The sequence below is a fragment of the Flavobacterium sp. TSSA_36 genome (genome assembly GCF_051547165.1).
Lineage (GTDB): Bacteria > Bacteroidota > Bacteroidia > Flavobacteriales > Flavobacteriaceae > Flavobacterium.
The window spans coordinates 490447-512226 of record NZ_JBPTTP010000001.1; the positions used below are offsets into that span (position 1 = coordinate 490447).

At 36.0% G+C, this 21780-nt stretch carries 22 protein-coding genes; 4 read left to right on the forward strand and 18 right to left on the reverse strand.

Annotated elements, in window-relative coordinates; genetic code table 11:
* Positions 1-78: 78 nt before the first annotated feature.
* On the forward strand, positions 79-486 hold the full coding sequence (locus tag ACSVH7_RS02125) for a hypothetical protein (protein ID WP_438065040.1): 408 nt from the start codon (positions 79-81) through the stop codon (positions 484-486).
* Positions 487-562: 76 nt separating this feature from the next.
* Here the strand turns inward: ACSVH7_RS02125 and ACSVH7_RS02130 are convergent, their stop codons facing one another.
* The 3 genes from ACSVH7_RS02130 to ACSVH7_RS02140 all read right to left on the reverse strand — a co-directional run bounded on the left by ACSVH7_RS02130 (position 563) and on the right by ACSVH7_RS02140 (position 3994).
* Complete coding sequence (locus tag ACSVH7_RS02130; protein WP_438065041.1) at positions 563-1558, reverse strand: NAD(P)H-dependent glycerol-3-phosphate dehydrogenase; 996 nt, start codon at positions 1556-1558, stop codon at positions 563-565.
* 380 nt (positions 1559-1938) lie between these two features.
* Positions 1939-3102 (reverse strand): iron-containing alcohol dehydrogenase, encoded by a 1164-nt coding sequence (locus tag ACSVH7_RS02135; RefSeq protein WP_438065042.1) that lies wholly within the window; start codon positions 3100-3102, stop codon positions 1939-1941.
* A 124-nt stretch (positions 3103-3226) separates the two neighbouring features.
* Positions 3227-3994: a type 1 glutamine amidotransferase domain-containing protein gene (locus tag ACSVH7_RS02140; protein ID WP_438065043.1), complete on the reverse strand. Its 768-nt coding sequence runs from the start codon at positions 3992-3994 to the stop codon at positions 3227-3229.
* A 91-nt stretch (positions 3995-4085) separates the two neighbouring features.
* Between ACSVH7_RS02140 and ACSVH7_RS02145 the strand changes: the two genes are divergently transcribed.
* Entirely contained in the window at positions 4086-4982 is an 897-nt protein-coding gene (locus tag ACSVH7_RS02145) for a LysR family transcriptional regulator (protein ID WP_438065044.1), read from the forward strand.
* On the opposite strand, the gene nadD is transcribed toward ACSVH7_RS02145, so the two are convergent.
* The 6 genes from nadD to ACSVH7_RS02175 form a co-directional block, all read right to left on the reverse strand.
* Entirely contained in the window at positions 4983-5564 is a 582-nt protein-coding gene (gene nadD, locus ACSVH7_RS02150) for a nicotinate (nicotinamide) nucleotide adenylyltransferase (RefSeq protein ID WP_438065045.1), read from the reverse strand.
* A gap of 33 nt (positions 5565-5597) precedes the next feature.
* A complete protein-coding gene (locus ACSVH7_RS02155) occupies positions 5598-5963 on the reverse strand; it encodes a four helix bundle protein (RefSeq protein ID WP_438065046.1) in 366 nt (121 codons plus the stop codon).
* Between the two features lie 47 nt (positions 5964-6010).
* A complete protein-coding gene (gene gmk / locus ACSVH7_RS02160; protein WP_438065047.1) occupies positions 6011-6589 on the reverse strand; it encodes a guanylate kinase in 579 nt (192 codons plus the stop codon).
* 65 nt (positions 6590-6654) lie between these two features.
* Complete coding sequence (locus ACSVH7_RS02165; RefSeq protein ID WP_438065048.1) at positions 6655-7515, reverse strand: YicC/YloC family endoribonuclease; 861 nt, start codon at positions 7513-7515, stop codon at positions 6655-6657.
* A 164-nt stretch (positions 7516-7679) separates the two neighbouring features.
* On the reverse strand, positions 7680-8582 hold the full coding sequence (locus ACSVH7_RS02170; RefSeq protein WP_438065049.1) for a DMT family transporter: 903 nt from the start codon (positions 8580-8582) through the stop codon (positions 7680-7682).
* Positions 8575-8931: an arsenate reductase family protein gene (locus ACSVH7_RS02175; protein WP_438065050.1), complete on the reverse strand. Its 357-nt coding sequence runs from the start codon at positions 8929-8931 to the stop codon at positions 8575-8577. The genes ACSVH7_RS02170 and ACSVH7_RS02175 overlap by 8 nt, the downstream gene beginning before the upstream one ends.
* 76 nt (positions 8932-9007) lie before the next feature.
* On the opposite strand from ACSVH7_RS02175, the gene ACSVH7_RS02180 reads away from it, so the two are divergent.
* A complete protein-coding gene (locus tag ACSVH7_RS02180; RefSeq protein WP_438065051.1) occupies positions 9008-9463 on the forward strand; it encodes a DinB family protein in 456 nt (151 codons plus the stop codon).
* Positions 9464-9947: 484 nt separating this feature from the next.
* On the opposite strand, the gene ACSVH7_RS02185 is transcribed toward ACSVH7_RS02180, so the two are convergent.
* The gene (locus ACSVH7_RS02185) at positions 9948-10691 is read right to left on the reverse strand and encodes a DUF3298 and DUF4163 domain-containing protein (protein ID WP_438065052.1); all 744 of its coding nucleotides are present in this window, start codon (positions 10689-10691) and stop codon (positions 9948-9950) included.
* 249 nt (positions 10692-10940) lie between these two features.
* Between ACSVH7_RS02185 and ACSVH7_RS02190 the strand changes: the two genes are divergently transcribed.
* Positions 10941-12086, forward strand: coding sequence for a cystathionine gamma-synthase (locus tag ACSVH7_RS02190; protein WP_438065053.1), 1146 nt, complete (start codon positions 10941-10943; stop codon positions 12084-12086).
* A 352-nt stretch (positions 12087-12438) separates the two neighbouring features.
* On the opposite strand, the gene ACSVH7_RS02195 is transcribed toward ACSVH7_RS02190, so the two are convergent.
* The 8 genes from ACSVH7_RS02195 to ACSVH7_RS02230 all read right to left on the reverse strand — a co-directional run bounded on the left by ACSVH7_RS02195 (position 12439) and on the right by ACSVH7_RS02230 (position 21676).
* Positions 12439-13185 carry a tetratricopeptide repeat protein gene (locus ACSVH7_RS02195; RefSeq protein WP_438065054.1) on the reverse strand — a complete coding sequence of 249 codons (747 nt, stop codon included), beginning with the start codon at positions 13183-13185 and terminating at the stop codon, positions 12439-12441.
* Between the two features lie 104 nt (positions 13186-13289).
* Positions 13290-15041, reverse strand: a complete 1752-nt coding sequence (locus ACSVH7_RS02200) for a BatD family protein (protein ID WP_438065055.1) — start codon at positions 15039-15041, stop codon at positions 13290-13292.
* A 20-nt stretch (positions 15042-15061) separates the two neighbouring features.
* Positions 15062-15823, reverse strand: a complete 762-nt coding sequence (locus ACSVH7_RS02205; RefSeq protein WP_438065056.1) for a tetratricopeptide repeat protein — start codon at positions 15821-15823, stop codon at positions 15062-15064.
* Positions 15824-15887: 64 nt separating this feature from the next.
* Positions 15888-16919, reverse strand: coding sequence for a VWA domain-containing protein (locus ACSVH7_RS02210; protein ID WP_438065057.1), 1032 nt, complete (start codon positions 16917-16919; stop codon positions 15888-15890).
* Between the two features lie 134 nt (positions 16920-17053).
* Positions 17054-18055 carry a vWA domain-containing protein gene (locus ACSVH7_RS02215; protein WP_438065058.1) on the reverse strand — a complete coding sequence of 334 codons (1002 nt, stop codon included), beginning with the start codon at positions 18053-18055 and terminating at the stop codon, positions 17054-17056.
* Positions 18055-19683 carry a hypothetical protein gene (locus tag ACSVH7_RS02220; protein ID WP_438065059.1) on the reverse strand — a complete coding sequence of 543 codons (1629 nt, stop codon included), beginning with the start codon at positions 19681-19683 and terminating at the stop codon, positions 18055-18057. Before ACSVH7_RS02220 ends, ACSVH7_RS02215 begins: the two co-directional genes overlap by 1 nt.
* A 50-nt stretch (positions 19684-19733) precedes the next feature.
* On the reverse strand, positions 19734-20597 hold the full coding sequence (locus tag ACSVH7_RS02225) for a DUF58 domain-containing protein (RefSeq protein WP_438065060.1): 864 nt from the start codon (positions 20595-20597) through the stop codon (positions 19734-19736).
* A 74-nt stretch (positions 20598-20671) separates the two neighbouring features.
* Positions 20672-21676, reverse strand: coding sequence for an AAA family ATPase (locus ACSVH7_RS02230; RefSeq protein WP_438065061.1), 1005 nt, complete (start codon positions 21674-21676; stop codon positions 20672-20674).
* Between the last annotated feature and the right edge of the window lie 104 nt (positions 21677-21780).

Genomic DNA, 21780 nt, shown 5'->3' on the forward strand with positions numbered 1-21780 from the left:
TAGTACTTAGCAGTGAGTCTTTTATAATCATAGCTTCTATTAACTAAGGACTAAAAACTAAAGACTCATTTTTAAACTATGAAAAAAGATATCCTCATCCCTGTCGTTGAAAATGTATTTATTGCTGCCGTTCAAGAGTGGAGCGACGACTTTATGGAAAAAGTATGGTATGCTTATTTAGTCAACGATAGTGATTTTAATCTAGAAGGCGTAATGGTCGTTTCTAAAGCCTTTGGAACGATTGATGGCGAGATGAAGAAAACCTCGCTTTTGCGACATGCTTTCGTCGAAATACCTGCGGTTTCGGTCGTAAAAGTTGAAATGATTGAAAAAAGTGTACTTGCGCTCAACAACGAGTTTATGGTGACTTATTTTATTGATGGTAGGTTGTACGATAAAAAATTCATTTTCAAAGCCAATAGCATCAATGAAACCGAAATGGAAGAAGTACCCATTCTTTTTGTAGACGGAGTTATTGTGAGATAAAAATAAAAAAAGCATTTTCTGGAAATAGAAAATGCTTTTTTTATACGTTTAGAGAAAGAATAAAACGTAATGTTCCTTAATCTAATTCATCGGTTAGCTTTTTGAATACTGCTTTGGCTTCTTTACCCTCATACAAAATTTGGTAGACGGCATCAATGATTGGCGTTTTGGCACCATACCCTTGATTGAGCTTGTAAGCACTTTTTACCGCATAATATCCTTCAGCAACCATACTCATTTCCATCATGGCTGATTTTACGGTATAGCCTTTGCCAATCATGTTCCCAAACATTCTGTTTCTGGAAAAAACAGAGTAGCCGGTTACTAATAAATCACCCAAATAAGCAGAATCATTGATATTGCGTTTCATTCGATGTACTTTTTTAATAAATTTTTTCATCTCACGAATAGCGTTACTCATAATAACGGACTGAAAATTATCTCCATATCCTAAACCATGGGCAATTCCGGCAGCAATCGAATAAATATTTTTCAACATTGCGGCATATTCTGTACCAATAATATCATCTGATATTTTGGTTTTGATATAGTTTCCTGACAAATTTTTGGCTACTAATTTCGCTTTCAAATCATCGCTACAAGCAATGGTTAGGTAAGATAAACGCTCCAAAGCGACTTCTTCAGCATGACAAGGGCCTGTAATAACACCTATATTATAATATGGAATATCATATTGCACATGGAAATGTTCCCCCACAATCAAACTGGTCTCAGGTACAATTCCTTTAATAGCAGAAAAAATGATTTTATCTTTTAAGGAAACGGTTATCTTAGCCAATTCTGCGTCTAAAAAAGCAGAAGGAATGGCAAAAATAAGATAGTCTGCATAATTAACTGCTTCATTAATATCAGAGGTAAGTACGAGTTTATGCGTATCAAATTCAACAGAGCTAAGGTAATTTGGATTGTGTTTGTAGGTTTTCAAGTGATCAATTGCGGTTTCATTTCTCATATACCAGCAAATTTCGTTCTGGTTCACACACAACATTTTAGCGATAGCCGTAGCCCAACTTCCGCCACCAATTACTGCAAATTTTAATTTATCGGCCATTTTTTTATTAAATTTCATCAAAAGTACTCAAAATAGTAGTAATTACACAAATTAATTTTATTTCACCCGACAAACGATCCCGTTCATTTCTTCATAAAATGAGAAACTACACTCAAAAATGGTGTATATACCTCATGTCATCATTATGTTTTCACTTCGATTCCTACTTCACTAAAAATAATTTAAAAAAAAACAATCCCCCCACAATAAAGATAAAAAACAAACGTTACAAGGTATTGATAATTAGGTTATTGATGCTTTTAATTATTATTGGTTTAGTTAGTTTTGTTTTTAGTTATTGAAAAAGGCGTTTTACGAATCGTAAAGCGCCTTTTTTTCTGATTCCTATTTTGAGTCCTTACAAGAGGCTATTCTTAGTATTAATAGCTAGCCGTCACAATTTCACGAACCTTTTCTAAAGTGATATTTTGTTTTTCGCCTAAGGCTTTCCATCCTCTTTTTTCAAAACGCTTCACAATACAATCCGCTGTTTTATCAAACTCTTTTGTACAAGCAGACAATTGGGTAGGCATTCCCATGGTTTGAAAAAAAGCGATCGTTTTCTGAATGGCTTCTTGAGCGATTTCGTCATCAGTTCCAGTTAAATTAAAAATACGTTTACCGTATTGGGCTAATTTTCCTTTTTTTGTTTCAAACATAACTTGGTACAAATGTGGGCCAATAATAGCTAAGGTTCTAGCATGGTCAATTCCATACAAAGCTGTTAGTTCATGTCCAATCATATGGGTGGCCCAATCGCTAGGCACTCCTTTTTGAATTAATCCGTTGAGCGCCATGGTACAGCTCCACATAAAGTTGGAAGCCAAAGCATAATTTGTTGGGTCCTCCACTACTTTTGGGCCAATTTCGATTAAGGTTTGCAGAATACTTTCGGAAATTCGGTCTTGTAAATAACCTTCATGCGGATAGGTCAAGTATTGCTCCAATACGTGTGTGTAAGCATCTACAACGCCGTTTTGTAATTGACGCTTTGGTAATGAAATAATCACTGTTGGATCACAAATCGAAAATTTAGGAAACAAAGCGCTTCCGCCAAACGCCAACTTTTCTTGAGTAGCTTCAATAGTTACTACTGCACCCGAATTCATCTCGGAGCCAGTTGCTGGAATGGTTAATACCGTACCAAAAGGAACAACTTTGCTAAGGTCTTTGATGAGTAATCTTTTTTGTAAAATATCCATCGGGTTGCCTTCAAAATGTACGGCTGCCGACATAAATTTCACGCCATCAATTACGCTTCCGCCACCTACCGCAAGGATGAAATCAATGTTTTGTTCTTTGATTACCGCTACCGCTTTCATCAATGTTTCGTAATGTGGATTGGGTTCTATACCTCCAAATTCAACGATATTTCGATCATGAAGTGCGGCTTTTACTTGATCATATATCCCGTTTTTGAAGATACTTCCGCCACCGTAAGCAATCAAGATTTTGGCTTCTGCTGGAATCAAAGTTGCTATTTTTTCTATTTGTCCCTTTCCGAAAATTAAATTCGTGGGATTGTATAATTCGAAGTTTAACATAGTGCGTTTTTTTATTAGATGCTAAGACACTAAGTTACTAAGAAGCTAAGTTTTTGAAAAAATATCAAATTTGTCTTGCTTACATCTTACTAACTTAGTGACTCAGAATCTTAGATACTTCTTTTTACTTTTTTGAATTCAATTGCGCCAATAATTTTTCGGCAACTAATTTTGATGAAGCAGGATTTTGCCCTGTTATCAATTGTCCATCTTCCACAGCGTAAGCATTCCAATCTGGAGCTTTGCTATAAATTCCACCATTTTTTTGCAACATATCTTCCACCAAAAATGGTACGACATTCGTCAATCCAACAGCAGCTTCTTCAGAATTGGTAAAACCAGTCACTTTTTTGCCTTTAACCAAGAAATCACCCTTTACTTTTACGTTTTTTAAGGCAGCAGGTGCGTGGCATACAAATGCTACTGGTTTATTTTGTGTGTAAAAAGTAGCTATTAAGTCTGATGAAGTTGTATCCTCGGCCAAATCCCATAAAGGTCCGTGTCCTCCTGGATAAAAAACAGCATCATAATCTGATGGAGAAACTTCTGATAATTTTTTAGTGTTTTTAAGTTTTGCTAACAATACGGTATCGGCATCAAAACGTTTGGTGTCCTCAGTTGCTGATGCTGGATCAGCACTTTTAGGATCGATTGGAGGTTGTCCTCCTAGGGGTGACGCTATATCGATTTGAATTCCTTTATCAGCAAGTGCGTAATAAGGGGCCGCAAATTCCTCCGTCCAAAATCCTGTTTTTTCTCCGGTGTTGCCCAATTGATCATGGCTGGTCACTACAAATAGTACTTTTTTCATCTTTTTATTTTGTTTTTGAGCAGTTGCCATAAAGCAACTTAAGGTTATAACTAGAATCGTTAATAAGGTCGTTTTTTTCATCGCTTGTTTTAGTTTGATAGCACAAATTTAGAGCGAATATGGTATTAGTAAAAATAATTTAAATTATGTTTGTGATAAATATATTTATATCATGGTTAACTTAGAATGGTATCGCACCTTTAAATCGGTGTATAAAAACGGAAATTTTTCTCTGGCGGCAAAGGAGTTGTTTATTAGTCAGCCCGCAGTTAGTCAGCAAATTGCTATGTTAGAGGCGCATGTAGGGTATACGCTTTTCAACCGTAAATCAAAAGGGGTTGAACCTACGGAATACGCAAAGTTACTCAATAACTTGATCATTGATGCTTTGGATCGTTTAGAAAATGTAGAAAATGGTTTTCGAGCTAAAGCCTTTAATGCGAATCGGTTACTTTCGGTTGGGGTTTCAAAACATTTGATGAGTTGTTTCGGGTCTTCATTAGTGGCAAAATTTGATTTTATTGACTTTACTTTCGGTAACAACGAGGAGTTATTTGATTTAGTAAATTCCAAGAAAATAGATTTTGCTATTGTAACCAAACAGTATGACACTTTTGATACCCTGCAGCAGCGAGTAGGCGCTATCAAACAAGTGGTAGTGGCTACTCCAGATATTCAAATTCTTGAACTTACTTCTAAAATTCAGGCTGAAGATTGGGTAGCGGTTGAGAATTGGTTGAATGAGCAGCGTTGGTACAGTCATGATTCGGGTATACCGCACATTAAGTTATTTTGGTTGCATGTTTTTAATAAAAAAAGGCCAGCGATTATAGCCAATTATATTATCCCATCCGAAAACGAAATGCTATCGATATTGGCCCAAAATACGGGAGTAACGATTGTCTGGGATTGCAATGCCAAAACAAAAATTCAAAATAAGGAAATCCAACTGGTTTGGGATAGCCCCAAAATGCCCGAAACACCTGTTTTTTTGTTGTCGGGTAAAAAGGATCATTTAACTACTATTACTCAAGAAGTAGCTTGGGTTTTAAAAGAAGTATTGGCCTAATTATTTCTTATAAAAATTATTGTGATCCAAATATTCCCAAACATCATGTGGCAATAAGGGACGAATATTTTTGCCAATTTTAATGTTATTGCGAATAAAAGTCGCTGAAATTTCAACTACCGGTGCCTCAATCATTTTGATTTTTGGATGGTTTGAAAAGGCAGTATTTTCGGGGCCTGAATTGACTCTTGGATAGACATAAATGGAATGGTGTTCTAGTATTGCTTCATAGTTTTTCCATTTGTGCAACGATTTTAAGTTGTCCTCACCCATGATTAAAGAAAATTCATTTTCGGGATATTTTTCTTGTAAATGAACTAGCGTATTGATAGTGTAATTAGGTTGTGGTAATTTAAATTCGATGTCCGAAGGTTTGATTTTAGGATAGAAAGCCGTAGCCAAATGCACCATGTGTAGTCGATGATAATCATCAAGCAAAGTGCTTTTCTTTTTTAGTGGATTATGAGGCGTTACGATCATCCAAATTTGGTCCAAATCAGTATGCTCCGCCATATGATTGGCAATAATCAAGTGTCCCACATGAATGGGATTAAAAGTCCCGAAGTAGAGTCCGATTTTCATTTAACTTAGTAACTAGTGATTAGTAAAAAGTAATTAGTTTTTGAGGGTTTTCGAAAAAGCATTAATCATTTTAGATTCTTCCTCTATTTGACTTAAAATTTCTATGTACAAAGTTTTATCTGTTATAAAACCAAGTTCATTAGCAATTAGTAATTGAGTTTCAATTTCGAATAGTGAGCCTCTTGAAATATCTAAAAAATGACTAAATGATTTATCTGTATTTCTTCCATAACCTTCAGCAATATTAGAAGGAATAGATACTGAAGCTCTTTTTATCTGACTTGTCAAAGCATATAATTCTTCCTGAGGAAATGATTTTACTAACTGATAAACTAAGCAAACTATTTTAATGCCTTTTTGCCAAATCAATAAATCTTTATATGATTTTATTTCACCCATTTCAAGCTAATTACTTTTACTAATCACTAGTTACTAGTTACTAATTACTAGTTACTATTTTTTACAAAATCCTTCACCAATTGATACGCTTCTTCCAGCGCTACAGGCAAATCATAGTTTTTGATAATCACATCAAATTGTGGTGCGGTGGCCAATTCTACTGAGGCTTTGGCAATACGCATATTGATTTTGTCTTCGCTTTCGGTAGAGCGTTCTTTGAGTCTTCTTTTTAATTCATCAACGCTTGGTGGTTTCACAAAAACGGCCAAAGTTTCTTCTGGAAATTTATGTTTAATGCGCAATCCGCCTGCTACGTCGATATCAAAAATCACATTTTTACCCAAAGCCCAAATGCGTTCAATCTCGGTTTTTAAAGTACCATAAAAATTATCGCGATACACTTCTTCCCATTCTACAAAATCCTCGGCTTTGATATGCGTTTTGAACTGTTCTAATGACATAAAATAGTAATCTTTGCCCTCTACTTCTTCCCCACGAGGCAAACGGGTGGCAGCTGAAATAGAAAATTCTAAATTCAAATCTTCCTTTCCTAATAAATGTCTAACGATTGTTGTTTTTCCCGAACCAGATGGCGCTGAAAAAACTATTAATTTTCCTTTTTTCATATTTTTAGTGATTAGTGAATAGTGAATAGTCATTAGCTAATTACTAATCACTATGCACTAGTTACTTATAAAACATTCAATACCTGCTCTTTAATTTTTTCTAATTCGTCTTTCATTTGAACGACTAGTTTCTGCATTTGAGCATGATTGGATTTAGATCCCATAGTGTTGATTTCACGACCCATTTCTTGCGTAATAAAGCCTAGTTTTCTACCATTGGCTTCGGTTCCTTTGATGGTGTCTAGGAAATAATCCAAATGGTTGGTCAAACGTACTTTTTCTTCGGTGATATCTAGTTTTTCCAAATAGTAAATCAGCTCTTGTTCAAAACGATTTTCGTCTACATTGACTTGCAATTCTGCGATTGCGGTTTGCAAACGGTCTTTGATGGCTTGCACGCGCTCAGGATCTAAGGCCAAAGCTTCGTTCATATACTGGCGAATATTTCCTATTCGAAGATTAAATTCTGTTTCCAAAGAAGCTCCTTCGTCATTTCGGAAATTGAGAATATTTTGTAAGGCCTCATCGATCACGGTTTGGATTTGTGCCCATTCGTTTTCATCGATTTCTTCGCGTTCTGTTTTTAGGACGTCAGGCATGCGCATGGCCATTTTCATGAGTTCGGTTTCATCCGCATCCACATAAACTTCACGCAACTGTTGGATGTATGCTTTTACGATCGGCACGTTTACTCGGGTTGAGGTTTGTTCGGCAGTGCTTTCTATGTAGAGGGAGAAATCTACTTTGCCACGTTCTAATTTGGAAGCTATTTGATTGCGTAATCCTAACTCCATTTCACGATAAAGCGAAGGCATTCTAACATTCAAGTCTAAGCCCTTACTGTTCAGGGATTTTACTTCAATTGTAATTTTTTTGGTAGGCAATTGCAGCGTGGCTTTACCGAAACCCGTCATGGATTGTATCATAGTATGTTCTAAAAAAGAAGTCAAAGATAAGAAAAAAAGGCACCTAGCCCAAAAACAACGCTTTGGGAAACATGGCATTTACTATTCAAAATTATAGCCACGTATTTATTGAGGTGTTTGTATACTTTATAAATTGGTATACAAACCGCCCTGTTTTAGTAAACTTATTGATCCTGATTTTGGGTGTTCGGTGATTTTTGGGTCACCAAATAAACGCCGGAAAAAATTAAAACCGCTGCTCCAATTTTGACTAAATTCAGACTGTCCTTTCCTAAACCAATAGCAAAAACGGTTGCAAAAAACGGTTGCAAATAGATGAAAACAGCTACTGTAGTAGGCTTGAGCTCTTTCATGGAAAGTAAATTTAGTAAGTAGGTTAAAAAAGTAGAAATTACTACCACAAAACCTATTTTCCAATAAATGGCTTCAGGAACTATCGCCCAATTTACTGCACTAAACTCATTCCATCCAAAAGGAAGCACCATCACAAAACCAAAGAGGTAAATCCATTTTACAAACGTAAACGCATGGTAAGTGTGCATTAATTTTTTTACAATAATTAAGTAAAAACCATAGGAAATCGCATTGACCAATACTAAAAAGTTGCCCAATCCGGCGTGAGGTGCATTCCCAATTGATTTTCCGTAAAGAATTAAAAAAGCGGTTCCTAGTAATCCCAAGAGAATGCCTATTACCATGCTTTTTTTCATGCGTTCTTTCATTAATAGAGCCGATAATACAAGTACAATCATTGGAGTAGATACCATAATGACGGCGGCCGAAATAGGCGATGTAAGGCTTAATCCTTTGAAAAAAGTCAGCATATTAAACGCTACTCCAAAAAAAGCTGCGGCTATAATTCTTGGGAAATCATTCAAAGCTATTTTTTCTTTGGGCATAAAAAGCCAAGTTCCCCAAAAAAGAAGTACCGAACCGCCCACTCGAAGCAAGATAAACCCAAAAGCATCTATGTAAGCAGGCATAACATCTTTGGCAATGGTGAAGGTAACTCCGTAAATAATTGAAACGATGGTTGCGCCTAATAAGGCAAGATTTCTTTTAGACATGGGCTAATGCTAAATGCACTTGATGAATATTTTGCTGACTATTCCCGATATAAATGGCATCGTTGATGATAAAAACAGGGCGACTGATAAAAGTATAATGTTCTAAAATATATTTTTTATAATCGGCTTCCGTCAAGTTTTTGTTTTTTAAATCCATAGACTTATACAATTGCGCTTTCTTGCTAAACAAGGACTCATAACTTCCCGAAAGTCGATGCATTTCCTCCAATTCTTCAACTGTAATTGGGTTTTGCTTGATATCATGAAAAACTAACTGATGATTTTCAGGCAAAGCTTTGATGATTTTTCTGCAAGTATCACAAGAAGCTAAATAGTAAATTTTATTCATTTTTGTTGCTTTTTATAGCTACAAAGAAAATTCATTTCCATGGAAAATGAGTATTTTTATCCCAAAAAATAAAAAAATGAACGCACTATTTGAATTGACAACCAGTAGCCGAAAATTAGTAGCTCCTTATCTAGACAACTATTCTTTGGAACAATTAAACAAGATCCCGGAAGGTTTTACAAATAATTTGTTTTGGAACATTGCTCATATTGTTGTGACCCAACAATTATTAGTCTACAAATTATCGGGTTTACCCCTGCAAGTTTCGGATGATTTGGTAGAAAAATACCGAAAAGGGGCTAAACCGGAACACATCGCCACACAAGAAGAAGTAGATTTGATCAAAGGTTTGCTTTTTTCAACGGTGGAACAAATGAAAAAGGACTACGAAAACGGGGTGTTTCAAGACTACACAGAATATCCCACTTCTGCAGGTTTTACGTTACATTCGGTAGAGGAAGCCATACAATTTAATGCATTTCATGAAGGCTTACACATCGGGATATTGATGAGTTTGCGTAAATTCGTTTAAGCCAGATTCAATATAAATAGCGGGTATTTGCTTTAAAAAATTCCGCCACAAATTTCAAGAAAGTGGAAAAACTTTGACGGCAGCTTGGCAAACTTTTTTTACCGCTGATTCGCTGATTTTCAAAAATTAAAAAAAGTGTTAGATAGAATTATTGCCATCGAATGTCACGAAGGCGATCCAATTGTAACTACTTAGCTTGTCTTGATTTCAATTGTCTACAGCTTTAACTGGAGTTAAGGGGATTGATGGTGTTGGCTTTAACCAAAATAATAGCCGCTACTTTTGGTTAAAGCCTTAAAAAACGCTCATTGCACGCCTCCATCTAAAATTGGAGGCAATTACTATTCAAAAATTGACCTAAATAATCACATCAAATTTAGTAGTTCGTGAGCTCCTAGTGCATTTGTAGCGGCAATTTTTAAAAGTGAATGCACAGCATCAATGGAGTTGTAAAATGACTTTAATCCGATTTGATTACTAAGCTTTATTTTAAAACAAAATATTTTTTAATCGCAGTATAGGGCAAAAAAAGTGTTTTAGGACCCTCTGCATAAGGAGCTACTTCATATTGATTGTAATGTAAGAGCAAGCCATCAGTAGTAAAAAAGATGTTTTTCGGTAATTGAAATTTAGCATCTTCGAAGAGGTATCCCGTTTGGTTGATATCTCCCTTAGCCGGGATCTTATATTTTTTTCTAAACAGTATTTCAACAGTGCCTTTGAACTCAGCATATTTTTGGAATAAATTCCTAATTTGAATTACTTTTCCGGTTTTGGAATTAAAGAGAAGTGATTGTTTCCCTTCAAAACCATGAGCGCCTCCAGTAAAAGTATAATGGCTGATTTCTATATTTATGATTTTATCGGTTTGATACACTACTTCACCCACAATTTTGGCATCCCACCCGAAGGCCGCTTCTGGAAAGGCCTCTTTGGTACTTTCAAACGAGCTAATAAAAGAAGCCACTAACGCTTCATAGTCATTTTCTGGAATGGGCGTTTCATTGACGTACACTAAATCCTTAATGACCTGAAATACTTTCCGATTGATGCTATCGGCTGCAATAGAATTAGCCGTCGCGTAAGGAATTTCTATTTTAATTTCGGTACAATTTTTATCACATAACAAAGTACTTTTCTGTCTAAATTCTTTGGAATCAAAACTCAATTCGTTCGAACAAGAACTCAAAAAAGCAAGTATAAAAAGAGAGCGTATTCTTAATTTCATATCTTTTAAAAGATGGTTTACTCTCAAAGGTAGGTCAGATAGGCATTGAGTTTTCAATATTTAACGGTAAATTTGCATTTTCAAAAGCATCTTAGGCATTCTTAACAAAAAGATATTATGAATTTTCTATGGAAATGAAATCGTGTAAGTTAAAAATGTAGCACACTGAAGTTCAGCAGCTAAACCATCCTAAGAGATTCTAAACCCTTAAAATACTTTTACAATATAATCTCATTAAAAATTGAAGTTATGAAATTTAACACCAAAGCAATTCATGGAGGACAGCATCATGACGCTGCCACTGGGGCCGTAATGCCTCCGGTTTATCAAACCTCGACTTTTGTACAAACGAGTCCAGGAAAACCTTTACATCCCGATTACGAATACAGTAGAGCGGCTAATCCAACACGAAGTGCGTTAGAGCAAGCCTTGGCTAGTCTAGAAAACGGCAGTAGAGGTTTGGCCTTTTCATCAGGCCTTGCGGCTACGGATTGTGTGTTGCGCTCTTTCAAAGCTGGAGATGAAATCATTGCAATGGATGATTTGTATGGGGGCACTTACCGCATGTTTACTAGGATTTATAAGGATTCAGGCATCAAATTTCATTTTGTAGACATGAATGATTTGGAAAAATTCCAATCTTTAATCAATGAAAACACCAAAATGGTTTGGGTAGAAACGCCTACCAATCCGTTAATGAAATTAGCCGATATTCAAGAAATCGCTAAGATTACCAAAGCAAAGAATATTCTTTTTGCGGTTGATAATACTTTTGCAACTCCGTATTTGCAAAAACCATTAGATTTAGGTGCCGATATCGTGATGCATTCAGCTACCAAATATTTGGGCGGTCACTCTGATGTCATAGCCGGTGCCTTGATTGTTAAGGACGAAGCTTTGGGAGAGCAATTGCATTTCCAACAATTTGCAACCGGAGCTACCTTAGGGCCAATGGATAGCTTTTTGGTCTTACGTGGCATAAAAACCTTGCATTTGAGAGTGCAAAGACATTGTGAAAACGGAGAAAAAGTAGTCGCCTTTCTAAATACACATCCTAAGATCAAAACGGTGTATTACCCTGGATTACCCGAGCATCCTTTTCATGACATTGCCAAAAAACAGATGAGTGGTTTTGGGGGTATGGTTTCCTTCACCTTTGCCTCAGGAAAGAAAGAAGATGCCATTGCATTTTTAGAAAAACTAAAGGTATTTACTTTGGCAGAATCATTAGGAGGTGTAGAATCATTAGCCAATCACCCTGCTTTAATGACGCACGCTTCTATTCCTGAAGACAAACGAAAAGAAGTGGGAATCACCGATGATTTGGTGCGACTCAGCGTAGGCATTGAAGATGTAGAAGATTTAATTGCTGATTTAGAACAGGCGTTAGCCTAAGCATCTATTTTTGTAACAAACCAAAAGAAGCTGTCCTAAAAAAGTAAGGACGGCTTTTTTTATACTTTTCTTTTTATAGCTTCAGCATTATGTATAGCATAAAAAAAGCTGTTTCCTTACAATGTTTTTTTAGAAGAAATATTCGTGTAAGTGATAGAATTACCTCAGTTAACTAGTCCGTTACCTCGAGTTACCTGAAAAAGTAATATTATTTCTAACCAATTTATTATTAACCTTAACTCAATTAATAATTCACGTTGAAAAACGTCATGTTTTAAAGATTTTAAAGACAAAAAAGGGAGGTTTTCTGCGTTTAGAAACCTCCCTTTTAGTATAAAATTAACCTGAAAAATCACTTTACCTCCTTAATAGTATTGGCGAGTAACCAACCTTCGGTACCGTCTGTGAGTTGTATTTTTCGCCATTGTTCTAAGGTTTCTAGCACATAAACTTTGGCCCCTTCATGGAGTTTAATGACGGTGGGACTAGCGATTTGAGGCTCACTTCTCACCTCGGTACTAGCGGCAAAAAGAATGGCTGGTCGGTCATTTTTGAAATGACTTTGCTCAAAATAAGCGGCGAAAACACTTATCGAAACGAGTAGTAGCCCAAAAAACATCCCAAAGAAAAAAACACGTTTCGCTAAAGAAGTTTGTGTAAAGTAGTATCCTAAAAAAAGTAATAAAACCACCACCGCAAACCCTATCGAAATCCACGCCCAAGTATCATAATGAAAGAATGCCGTGAAATCGTGTACTAGTTTCTCGAAACCTACTTTGGGAACCACTTTAATCTCGTCTATGGTTCTTTTTTGGGCAAATTTCAAATTGTTTAGAATTTCTGAATCATTGGGTTTTAAAACCAAAGCTTTCTCGTAATTATAAATCGCTGGAGCTACTTGATTGAGTTTGTAGTAACAATTGCCCAAATTGAAATACAAATCGGCCGATTCTTTTTTATCCGTTTGCACCACCGATTCATAGGCCTGAATGGCTTGCTCGTATTGCCCTTTTTTGTACAACGCATTCCCCGCTTCAAAACCATTTTGAGCAGTTAAAACACTGGTTATAAGTAATAATAAATAAACTATATTTTTCATAATTTGTTTAAATTTTAAACACAAAGATCACAAAGGAAGCGCTAAGAACACTATTATAAAGTGCTCATTTAATTACTCTTGATTGCACTTCTATGCTTTGTAGTTTACACAATTTGTTTTTCTAATCCCGAAATAATTTCGACGGCTTTATCAAAATCTTGCTGAATCGAGGCGCTAGAAGAAGGCGCATAACGTGCTACCTCACAATTTTCTGTCAAGGCAATAAAATCACTTACAGCTTCAGGATTGGCTTTTCTAGACAACAATAATTCTTGAATATTATCCTTACTCATTTCTGAAGTTTCGATGTGTAATTTGGCTTTTAAGAAATTATGCATCGCTTTTTCGAGTGCCACATAGAACAACTCTTTGTTCGCAATTTGCTTTTTGGCCTCCGACAAATATTTCTTGGCCAATTTATTGTTCATTTTGATTCGGTTACCAAAGACATCACGATCTATGGCTTCTTTTTTCTTTTTAAAGGCCACTATAAGAGGGAGCATACCAAAAGGTAATAGTAACAAAGCATAATACCCATTTGATCCGAAGAAATCATCCGCATGAACATCTGCTAGCTCCGTTGTTCCCTTAATAAATTTGAATTGCTCCAGACTACTACTGTTATTTTTAGCGGCACTTGCCACCGATGTACTATCTGTAGCCGTCGGTCCATCTAAAACCGTTACCAAAATTTCAGGGGAAGTAATCGTTTTATAGCTGCCCGAATTCAAATCAAAATAAGAGAACTGCATGGGTTTAATTGGATAGGTTCCCTTGAACTGCGGAATAATCGTATAACTATCCGAAATTTTACCTGCCATTCCAGAAAGTGGCGTATTTACCGCTTCCGAATGAACAGGATCATACATTTCTAAGGCGTTTGGAACAACCGGTTTGGGCAAGGTGAATAATTTGAGATTGCCTTTTCCAGCGGCGCTTACTACCAATTCTAAACTTTCACCATTGTGCAGCGTTGTTTTGCTTGGTGTCACTTTAAAATCAAAACTTCCCACGGCACCTGAAAAATCAGCTGGCTTGCCCGATTCTGGTAATCCTTTTACCGCAATAGTTTTTGATCCCGCAGACACTCTTTTGCTCGTTTCACGAATCATCATTTGACCAAACATATCCCTTCTGTTGGTTGGCAATTGTACATCTATATCAAGTGACAAGGGTTCGATTTCGAGTTTACCTGATTTTTGAGGATACAAAACGGTTTTCCTAAGCACTACATAACGGAAACGCTCTCCTTTGAACATCCCTTCCTCAGCGACTAACTGTTTGATATCAATATTTTGACTCCAAAAATCATTGTATTTCGGTTTACTTAACTCACGCCAATTTGAAATTCCGATATTAAAGCTGAAATACAATTTATAAACTACCGTAATGGGCTCATTAATATACGGATTGGCTTTAGAGACATCGGCTACTAAATACAAATTATTATCGGCAGAAACTTGTCCGTCATTCTCTTCCTCAGATTGCTGCACTGCATTGCTCACATTAATCTTTACGGGAGCCGTTTTGTATACCTGACCATTGAACTCAATTGCGGCTTGCTTAATCACCAAAGCTCCTTTTCGAGTAGGTAACAAAAAATAAGAATACACTTTTTCAAAAGAACTTCTTCCGTTGACCCACGATTGACTTACTTGTTGACTTGGTCCTGCGATGATTCGGAAGCCATCAAACGAAGGTTGAATAAAATTATCACCATCTACATTCATAATAAAATCAACACGAAGGCGTTCGTTTAGTGCCAAAGTGTTTTTACTCACTCGTGTCTCGAACTGAACTTGAGCCAGAAGTGGGTTAGCAATTATAAAAAGTGCAACTGCAATAAATTTTCTCATTTTAAAATGCGGTTTTTGAATTACCAATCTTTTTCGGTTTGAACTGGTTTTCCTTGGCCTTGTTTGGCTTTTACTTTATCTTGAATTTTCTTTTCTTCGTTGTTTACAGCGTCCAAAAGGTTTTCTAAACGATCTTTAGAAATGTCTCCAGGTTTTGGTTTGGGTTGTCCTTTTTGGTCTTGATTTTTGCTGTTTTTTTGCTCGTTTTGATTAGGATCTTGCTTTTTGTCCTGATCGCCTTTATCGTCTTTTTTGTCTTTGTCTTTATCGCCGTCTTTCTTGTCGTCCTTCTTATCTTTATCCTTGTCTTTGTCTTTTTTATTATCCTTATCGTTTTTCGGTGGATTGTCTTTTAGCATTTTTTTGGCCAAAGCATAATTATAACGAGTTTCTTCATCTTCGGGATTAGAACGTAAAGCATTTTTATAGGCATCAACTGCGGCTTCGTAATTTTTATCTTTCATAAAAGTATTGCCCAAGTTGTGCAATATCTTATGCTTTTGGGATTTTACCTTGGCTTTGCGTAGTGCTTCAACATAGGCGTACTGTGCTTCGGCATTTTGATTTTGCTTATAAATGGCATTTCCTAAATTGTAGGGAGCCACCGTTCGGTTAGGGAATTTCGATTGTGAAACTCTATAATTTGCCTCCGCTTCTACAAACTTTTTTGCTGCAAATTCTTCATTCGCTTTTGGTAATGCTTTGTCTTTTTGTTGAGCAAATAGGCCGCCTAGCCCCAAAAGGGAAAACAAGAAAAGGAATATGAAATATTTTTTAATCATTTGTAATTTTGTATTTTATCACTTTCAAGTACATTTATCAACTTCACATTGAGTTTAGAAAACTTTATTTCTCGTTAAACAAATTCAATTTTTTCACCCAACTTGTTTTGCGCTCTAATAGAAATACATCTACCAAAAGCAACAGAAAACCAATCGCTAAAAACCATTGAAATTGAGATTGATACTCTGCCATTTCAGTCGCTTCAAATTCTGTTTTTTGGATTTTATCCAAAGTGTTTTTTACAAACTCTAACACTTCTTTAGTATTGGCGCCGTTTACATAATTTCCATTGGTCGCCTTTGCAATGCTTTTTAAGCTTTCTGGATTCAATTTTGTGATAACGATTTGATTCTCTTTGTCTCTTTTATAGCTTTCAATCACACCGTTTCGACGCAAAGGAATCGTACCACCCTTCTCTGTACCAACACCAATCGTGATGATTTTCATACCAATTTTATTGGCTTCTTCGGCGGCGCTTTCGGCTCCTTCTGAATGGTCTTCCCCATCCGAAATCATAATCATCAACTTGCTTGTTTTGCTTTTTTCATCAAAATAAGTAGCCGATAATTTAATCGCTTCGTCTAAAGAAGTTCCTTGAGACGAAACAATGTCTGTATTCATACTTTGCAAAAACATCTTCGCCACACCGTAATCTGAGGTGATTGGCAACACTGGAAAAGCACTTCCTGCATAAGCCACAATGCCGATGCGGTCACTGCCGAGTTGGTTGATGATTTGCGATACAATTTGCTTGCTTTTTTCTAAACGACTGGGGGCGATATCCTCTGCCAGCATACTTTTAGACACATCGACCGCGAAAACGATATCAATACCTTCACGCTTCACCGTTTCCATTTTGGTGCCAATTTTAGGATTTACCAAACCTAAAATCAAGGATGCAAAAGCCAATACTAAAACAATTAGTTTCAATACCGATTTAAAACTAGAGCTATCTGGACTCAACTTTTGCACCATTTCAACAGAACCAAATTCGCGTTGTTTTTTTCTTTTCCAATACAAATTGTACAAGAAAACCACTACCAAAAGAGGCAATAAGATGAGTAGGTATAAATATTTTTTTTCGTCTAATTCCATTTTTTATTTAAATTCCAAAAATTAAATCCCAAATTCCAATTGTGAGTGTAACTACTCCAAAATAAATTCCAACCTTTGGAATTTTAAAAATTGATTTTTGTTTTATTTAAAACAATCCTTTTTAAATCAATGTTTTAAATGAAACTTCTATATATTGTATTTCTCAAACCAACTTCAATAAGTAACAATAGTCCCGCTAGCAATACAAAAAATCTGAACTTTTCATCATAATCATAGAACTTCAATTCTTCTATTTCTGTCGTTTCGAGTTTATTGATTTCGTTATAAATCTGTGCTAATTTGTCATTGCTAGTCGCTCTAAAATATTTACCATCGGTTTTTCGGGCTATGTTTTTCATTAATTGCTCGTCGATTTCTACTTTCATCATTTGGAACAAAAAGCCTCCGTTCGGTGCGATTGCATAAGGAAACATTGCCATTCCATTTGTTCCAATACCGATAGTGTAGACTTTGATTCCGTATTGTCTGGCAATATCTGAAGCGGTTTCTGGCTCAATAAAACCAGCATTATTCACTCCATCCGTCAAGAGAATAATGACTTTACTTTTAGCTTTGCTGTCTTTCAAACGGTTTACGGCTGTCGCCAATCCCATCCCAATTCCAGTTCCGTCTTGTAAAACGTTGTCGTATTTTATGCTTTTGATGGCTTCTTGAACAATGGCTTTATCACTAGTCACAGGAGTTTTAGTGTAGGATTCGGCAGCATAGACTACTAGACCGATACGGTCATTAGGTCTTTCGTCTACGAAACTCGCCGCCACACGTTTTAAAGCTTCCATACGGTTGGGCTTTAAATCTTTGGCCAACATACTTCCTGAAACGTCAATTGCCATAACAATATCAATTCCTTTGGTAGTTTTGGTTCTATTGCTTACATCGACTGTTCTTGGTCTAGCCATTGCGATTATCAACGACGCTAAGGCCAAAATTCTAAACACGCTCAAATACGGTTTCAACAACACCCAAAATGATTTTTTGCCTTGAAAACCGGCTGTAGAACTCACTTTAAGCGAGGCTACTTGCTGGTTCTTTTTCCAAAACAACCAAGCAATAACCACTGGTAGTAACAAGAACAACCAAAAAAACTCAGGATTTAAAAAAGTGATTTTTTCCATTAATTTCTTGTTAGTTTTAATTCAACAGAATTCAATATACGTTCTGCTATTTTTATAGCGTACTCATCTCCTTCTTCGTGTAAAATCATAATTTGTTGCAATCCAACATTTTGACTAAACAATAATATCTCATAATACAATTTCGTACTACTATTGGATTGATCGTCAACTTTGGAGAATGTTCCGTATCCTTTAATACCTTTTAATCCTTCGGGAGTTTCAAAATCTTCTTGTTTAACGAGCATATTTTGAGCGCCTTGTAATTCCATCATTTTTATAGAACCTTCGAGGGCTTTTGACAAATCGAGGGCATTTTCTTGTTTGAAACTATAAGTAGAGACCATTAAATAGAAATTATCCAAAAAGCTTCCATAACCAAAGGATTGCATGTCTTTAATTAAAGCCAAACCTTCTTTTGGTAATGCTTTTTTCAAATCGACACGCGTTAATACTTCTGGAGTTTCAATGATTACACCAGGATTTCCATATTGACTTTTCACCCATTCTCCTTCTAATAATTCTTTGGTTTGATGTCCGATAATAGAGTGTACCGTGTACATAAATCCTTTGGTCACCACAAAAAATAAGAATACTCCAACTACTATTCCTACACCCAAACCAACATAAGTTCTGATTTTGGCTTTGCGTTCTTTTTCTAATTGCAGTTGCAATTGCTTTTGTTTTTGTGCTTCGTTCAACACATTTTCCTCTTCAGATTCTACTACTACAGGTATTGCATTATCAAGGGTTAAAATCGCTTTTTGAATTTTGTTTCTATCCTCGGTAATTTCGAAATCTAGGGGTTTTGATTTAGCAAATTTTACCAAATCGGCTTGTTTCAAAACACGCTCTAAATTCTCAATCGTTTCTTGAGATAACTTCATTTTCTTTTTCTGAGAAGCTGCTTTTAATCCCGCAACTAATTCCGCTGTGGTACTTTCCATCGCTGGAATTGCAATGGCTTCTTCTATATAATTTCTAGCAATATCGGTCAATTCACTATAATACGCTTTTACATCGCCTTTTTGCCAAAGCTCTTTTTGCTCTAAAGTATTCAATAAACTCGTGGCTTTTTCGATAGGCGTTTTGTAAACGACAACTTCTGGTGCTACTGTTTTTTTACGAATTTTGAGATACCAATAGGCTACTGCCCCAATGATAACAAGAGCTATCAAAAGGTACAACCACCAATTGCCCCAAGAATTTTGTGCTTTGATAATACCTTTGATATCGTACATTTTTTGTTTCAAAGTATCAACAGCAACATTGGCTACTTCCACTTTAATAGAATCCGAGAAAAAAGGTTTTTTGTCAATTAAAATTTTAACCGAAGGAATGGTATATTTTCCAGAATCAAACTGAGTCAAACCATATTTTTTGATTAACTCCAGTTGGTCATTTTTTTTAACGGTGTCAATCGGATAAGATTCAATTACTTCAAGTGGTCCTACATTTTTTAGGTTAGGAAAAGTAACCTTGGAAGTAGCCTTCACGGTGGTTTTAAGGGTCAATTTAAACTCGGCACCAATTTTATTTTTGGTGGTGTCTATAGACGTCAACACTTGTTTTTGCTGAGCAAAAAGAGAAGTCGATAGAACAATAAATAATAGGTAAAGTTTAATTTTCATTGGTTTTTAACTTTAACCGTTTCAGAGTTTAATACTCTGAAAAAGCTAGTTTAACGAGATTTAAAGTAACTTAATAATTTGGTCACATAACTTTCATCGACTCTTGTATTCACTACTCCTGAGCCTGACTTACGAAAAGATTCTTTGAAATAATTTACTTTATCTTGATAATATTTTTCATAATTCATTCGAACTGTTTTTGAACCCGTATCTATCAATTGAGTACGTCCTGTTTCAGCATCGAGCATCGTCACCATTCCTAAATTGGGCATTTTTTCTTCGCGAATATCGTACACTCGTATTCCAGTAATATCGTGCTTTTTGGAAGCAATCTTCAAGGTTTGCTCGTAGTTTTCACACATAAAATCAGAAATCATAAACACAATCGCTTTCTTTTTTTGAGTGCTTGATAGAAATTTCAAGGCTTGAGCAATATCCGTTTTATGGCTTTTAGGCTCAAATTCGATTAGTTCTCGTATCAGACGCAAGACGTGAGAACGTCCTTTTTTGGGTGGAATGTACAATTCTATTTCATCAGAAAACAAAATCAAACCTATTTTGTCATTATTTTGAGTGGCCGAAAAAGCCATAGTCGCGGCAATTTCAATGACAATTTCTTTTTTGAACTGAGTGGTAGAGCCAAAATTTTCAGAGCCCGAAATATCGACCATTAACATCATCGTCAATTCGCGCTCTTCTTCAAAAACTTTGACGTGGGCTTCGTTGTAACGTGCTGTTACATTCCAATCGATAGCGCGAATATCGTCACCATATTGGTATTGACGCACTTCGCTAAACGTCATTCCGCGGCCTTTGAAAGAGGTATGATACTCACCAGAGAAGATATGATCGCTCAATCGTCTGGTTTTGATTTCTATTTTTCGTACTTTTTTTAAAAGCTCTTTTGTATCCATTTATTAAGTGATTAGTGAATAGTAATTAGTGAATAGTAAAAGCTAATTACTATTCACTAATTATTAGTCACTTTTTAGGGTACTTCGATTTCGTTTACGATTTTGTTGATGATGTCTACCGAAGTTACATTTTCAGCTTCGGCTTCGTAGGTTACACCAATACGGTGACGCAATACATCGTGAACCACTGCGCGAACATCTTCAGGAATTACATAGCCACGACGTTTGATAAACGCATAACATTTAGCCGCATTGGCCAAATTGATACTTCCACGAGGTGAAGCTCCAAAACCAATCAAAGGTTTCAAATCGGCTAGTTTATATTTTTCAGGGTAACGCGTTGCGAAAATAATATCCAAGATATATTTTTCTATTTTTTCGTCCATATACACTTCACGAACGGCTTCTTGCGCACGTAAAATTTGTTCTACAGAGACTACTGGATTTACTTTTTCGTAGCTTCCTTTTAAATTTTGACGAATTACATGGCGTTCGTCCTCCATTTTAGGATAGTCAATTACTGTTTTCAGCATAAAACGATCGACTTGAGCTTCTGGTAACTGGTAGGTTCCTTCTTGCTCAATCGGGTTTTGTGTGGCTAATACCAAAAAGGGCTTGTCTAATTTGAAGGTAGTATCACCAATGGTTACTTGCTTTTCCTGCATCGCCTCTAGCAAAGCGGATTGTACTTTGGCAGGTGCACGATTGATCTCATCGGCAAGCACGAAATTGGCAAAAATAGGTCCTTTTTTGATAGAGAATTCATTTTGCTTAATGTTATAAATCATGGTTCCAATAACATCAGCAGGCAATAAATCTGGGGTAAATTGTATTCTGCTAAAAGAACCTTGAACGGCTTGTGATAGGGTATTGATAGCTAATGTTTTGGCTAATCCTGGCACTCCTTCTAACAGTATGTGTCCTTGACCTAAAAGCCCGATTAGCAATCGCTCTACCATATGTTTTTGTCCCACAATAACTTTGTTCATTTCCATGGTAAGCAAATCTATAAAAGCACTCTCCCTTTCTATTTTCTCATTGATTGCTCTAATGTCTAAAGTTGTTGTATTTTCTTCCATCGTTATAGTTTTATTCTTTTTGATTATTGTAGCTAATTTTGATGGTGCAAATTGAATTTTTTTTTAGAGGTATAGTGTTAAAAATTGGTTAAAAAAACAGCGCT

What these genes read in the sequence shown, in the direction of transcription:
- gmk (WP_438065047.1), bottom strand. Translation starts at nt 6,589, where the DNA reads ATGAAAAAAGGAAAATTAATAGTTTTTTCAGCGCCATCTGGTTCGGGA.
- ACSVH7_RS02190 (WP_438065053.1), top strand. Translation starts at nt 10,941, where the DNA reads ATGAAATTTAACACCAAAGCAATTCATGGAGGACAGCATCATGACGCT.
- ACSVH7_RS02165 (WP_438065048.1), bottom strand. Translation starts at nt 7,515, where the DNA reads ATGATACAATCCATGACGGGTTTCGGTAAAGCCACGCTGCAATTGCCT.
- ACSVH7_RS02175 (WP_438065050.1), bottom strand. Translation starts at nt 8,931, where the DNA reads ATGAATAAAATTTACTATTTAGCTTCTTGTGATACTTGCAGAAAAATC.
- ACSVH7_RS02220 (WP_438065059.1), bottom strand. Translation starts at nt 19,683, where the DNA reads ATGAAAATTAAACTTTACCTATTATTTATTGTTCTATCGACTTCTCTT.
- ACSVH7_RS02200 (WP_438065055.1), bottom strand. Translation starts at nt 15,041, where the DNA reads ATGAGAAAATTTATTGCAGTTGCACTTTTTATAATTGCTAACCCACTT.
- ACSVH7_RS02225 (WP_438065060.1), bottom strand. Translation starts at nt 20,597, where the DNA reads ATGGATACAAAAGAGCTTTTAAAAAAAGTACGAAAAATAGAAATCAAA.
- ACSVH7_RS02210 (WP_438065057.1), bottom strand. Translation starts at nt 16,919, where the DNA reads ATGGAATTAGACGAAAAAAAATATTTATACCTACTCATCTTATTGCCT.
- ACSVH7_RS02205 (WP_438065056.1), bottom strand. Translation starts at nt 15,823, where the DNA reads ATGATTAAAAAATATTTCATATTCCTTTTCTTGTTTTCCCTTTTGGGG.
- ACSVH7_RS02170 (WP_438065049.1), bottom strand. Translation starts at nt 8,582, where the DNA reads ATGTCTAAAAGAAATCTTGCCTTATTAGGCGCAACCATCGTTTCAATT.
- ACSVH7_RS02145 (WP_438065044.1), top strand. Translation starts at nt 4,086, where the DNA reads ATGGTTAACTTAGAATGGTATCGCACCTTTAAATCGGTGTATAAAAAC.
- ACSVH7_RS02180 (WP_438065051.1), top strand. Translation starts at nt 9,008, where the DNA reads ATGAACGCACTATTTGAATTGACAACCAGTAGCCGAAAATTAGTAGCT.
- ACSVH7_RS02130 (WP_438065041.1), bottom strand. Translation starts at nt 1,558, where the DNA reads ATGGCCGATAAATTAAAATTTGCAGTAATTGGTGGCGGAAGTTGGGCT.
- ACSVH7_RS02185 (WP_438065052.1), bottom strand. Translation starts at nt 10,691, where the DNA reads ATGAAATTAAGAATACGCTCTCTTTTTATACTTGCTTTTTTGAGTTCT.
- ACSVH7_RS02140 (WP_438065043.1), bottom strand. Translation starts at nt 3,994, where the DNA reads ATGAAAAAAACGACCTTATTAACGATTCTAGTTATAACCTTAAGTTGC.
- nadD (WP_438065045.1), bottom strand. Translation starts at nt 5,564, where the DNA reads ATGAAAATCGGACTCTACTTCGGGACTTTTAATCCCATTCATGTGGGA.
- ACSVH7_RS02230 (WP_438065061.1), bottom strand. Translation starts at nt 21,676, where the DNA reads ATGGAAGAAAATACAACAACTTTAGACATTAGAGCAATCAATGAGAAA.
- ACSVH7_RS02155 (WP_438065046.1), bottom strand. Translation starts at nt 5,963, where the DNA reads ATGGGTGAAATAAAATCATATAAAGATTTATTGATTTGGCAAAAAGGC.
- ACSVH7_RS02125 (WP_438065040.1), top strand. Translation starts at nt 79, where the DNA reads ATGAAAAAAGATATCCTCATCCCTGTCGTTGAAAATGTATTTATTGCT.
- ACSVH7_RS02135 (WP_438065042.1), bottom strand. Translation starts at nt 3,102, where the DNA reads ATGTTAAACTTCGAATTATACAATCCCACGAATTTAATTTTCGGAAAG.
- ACSVH7_RS02215 (WP_438065058.1), bottom strand. Translation starts at nt 18,055, where the DNA reads ATGGAAAAAATCACTTTTTTAAATCCTGAGTTTTTTTGGTTGTTCTTG.
- ACSVH7_RS02195 (WP_438065054.1), bottom strand. Translation starts at nt 13,185, where the DNA reads ATGAAAAATATAGTTTATTTATTATTACTTATAACCAGTGTTTTAACT.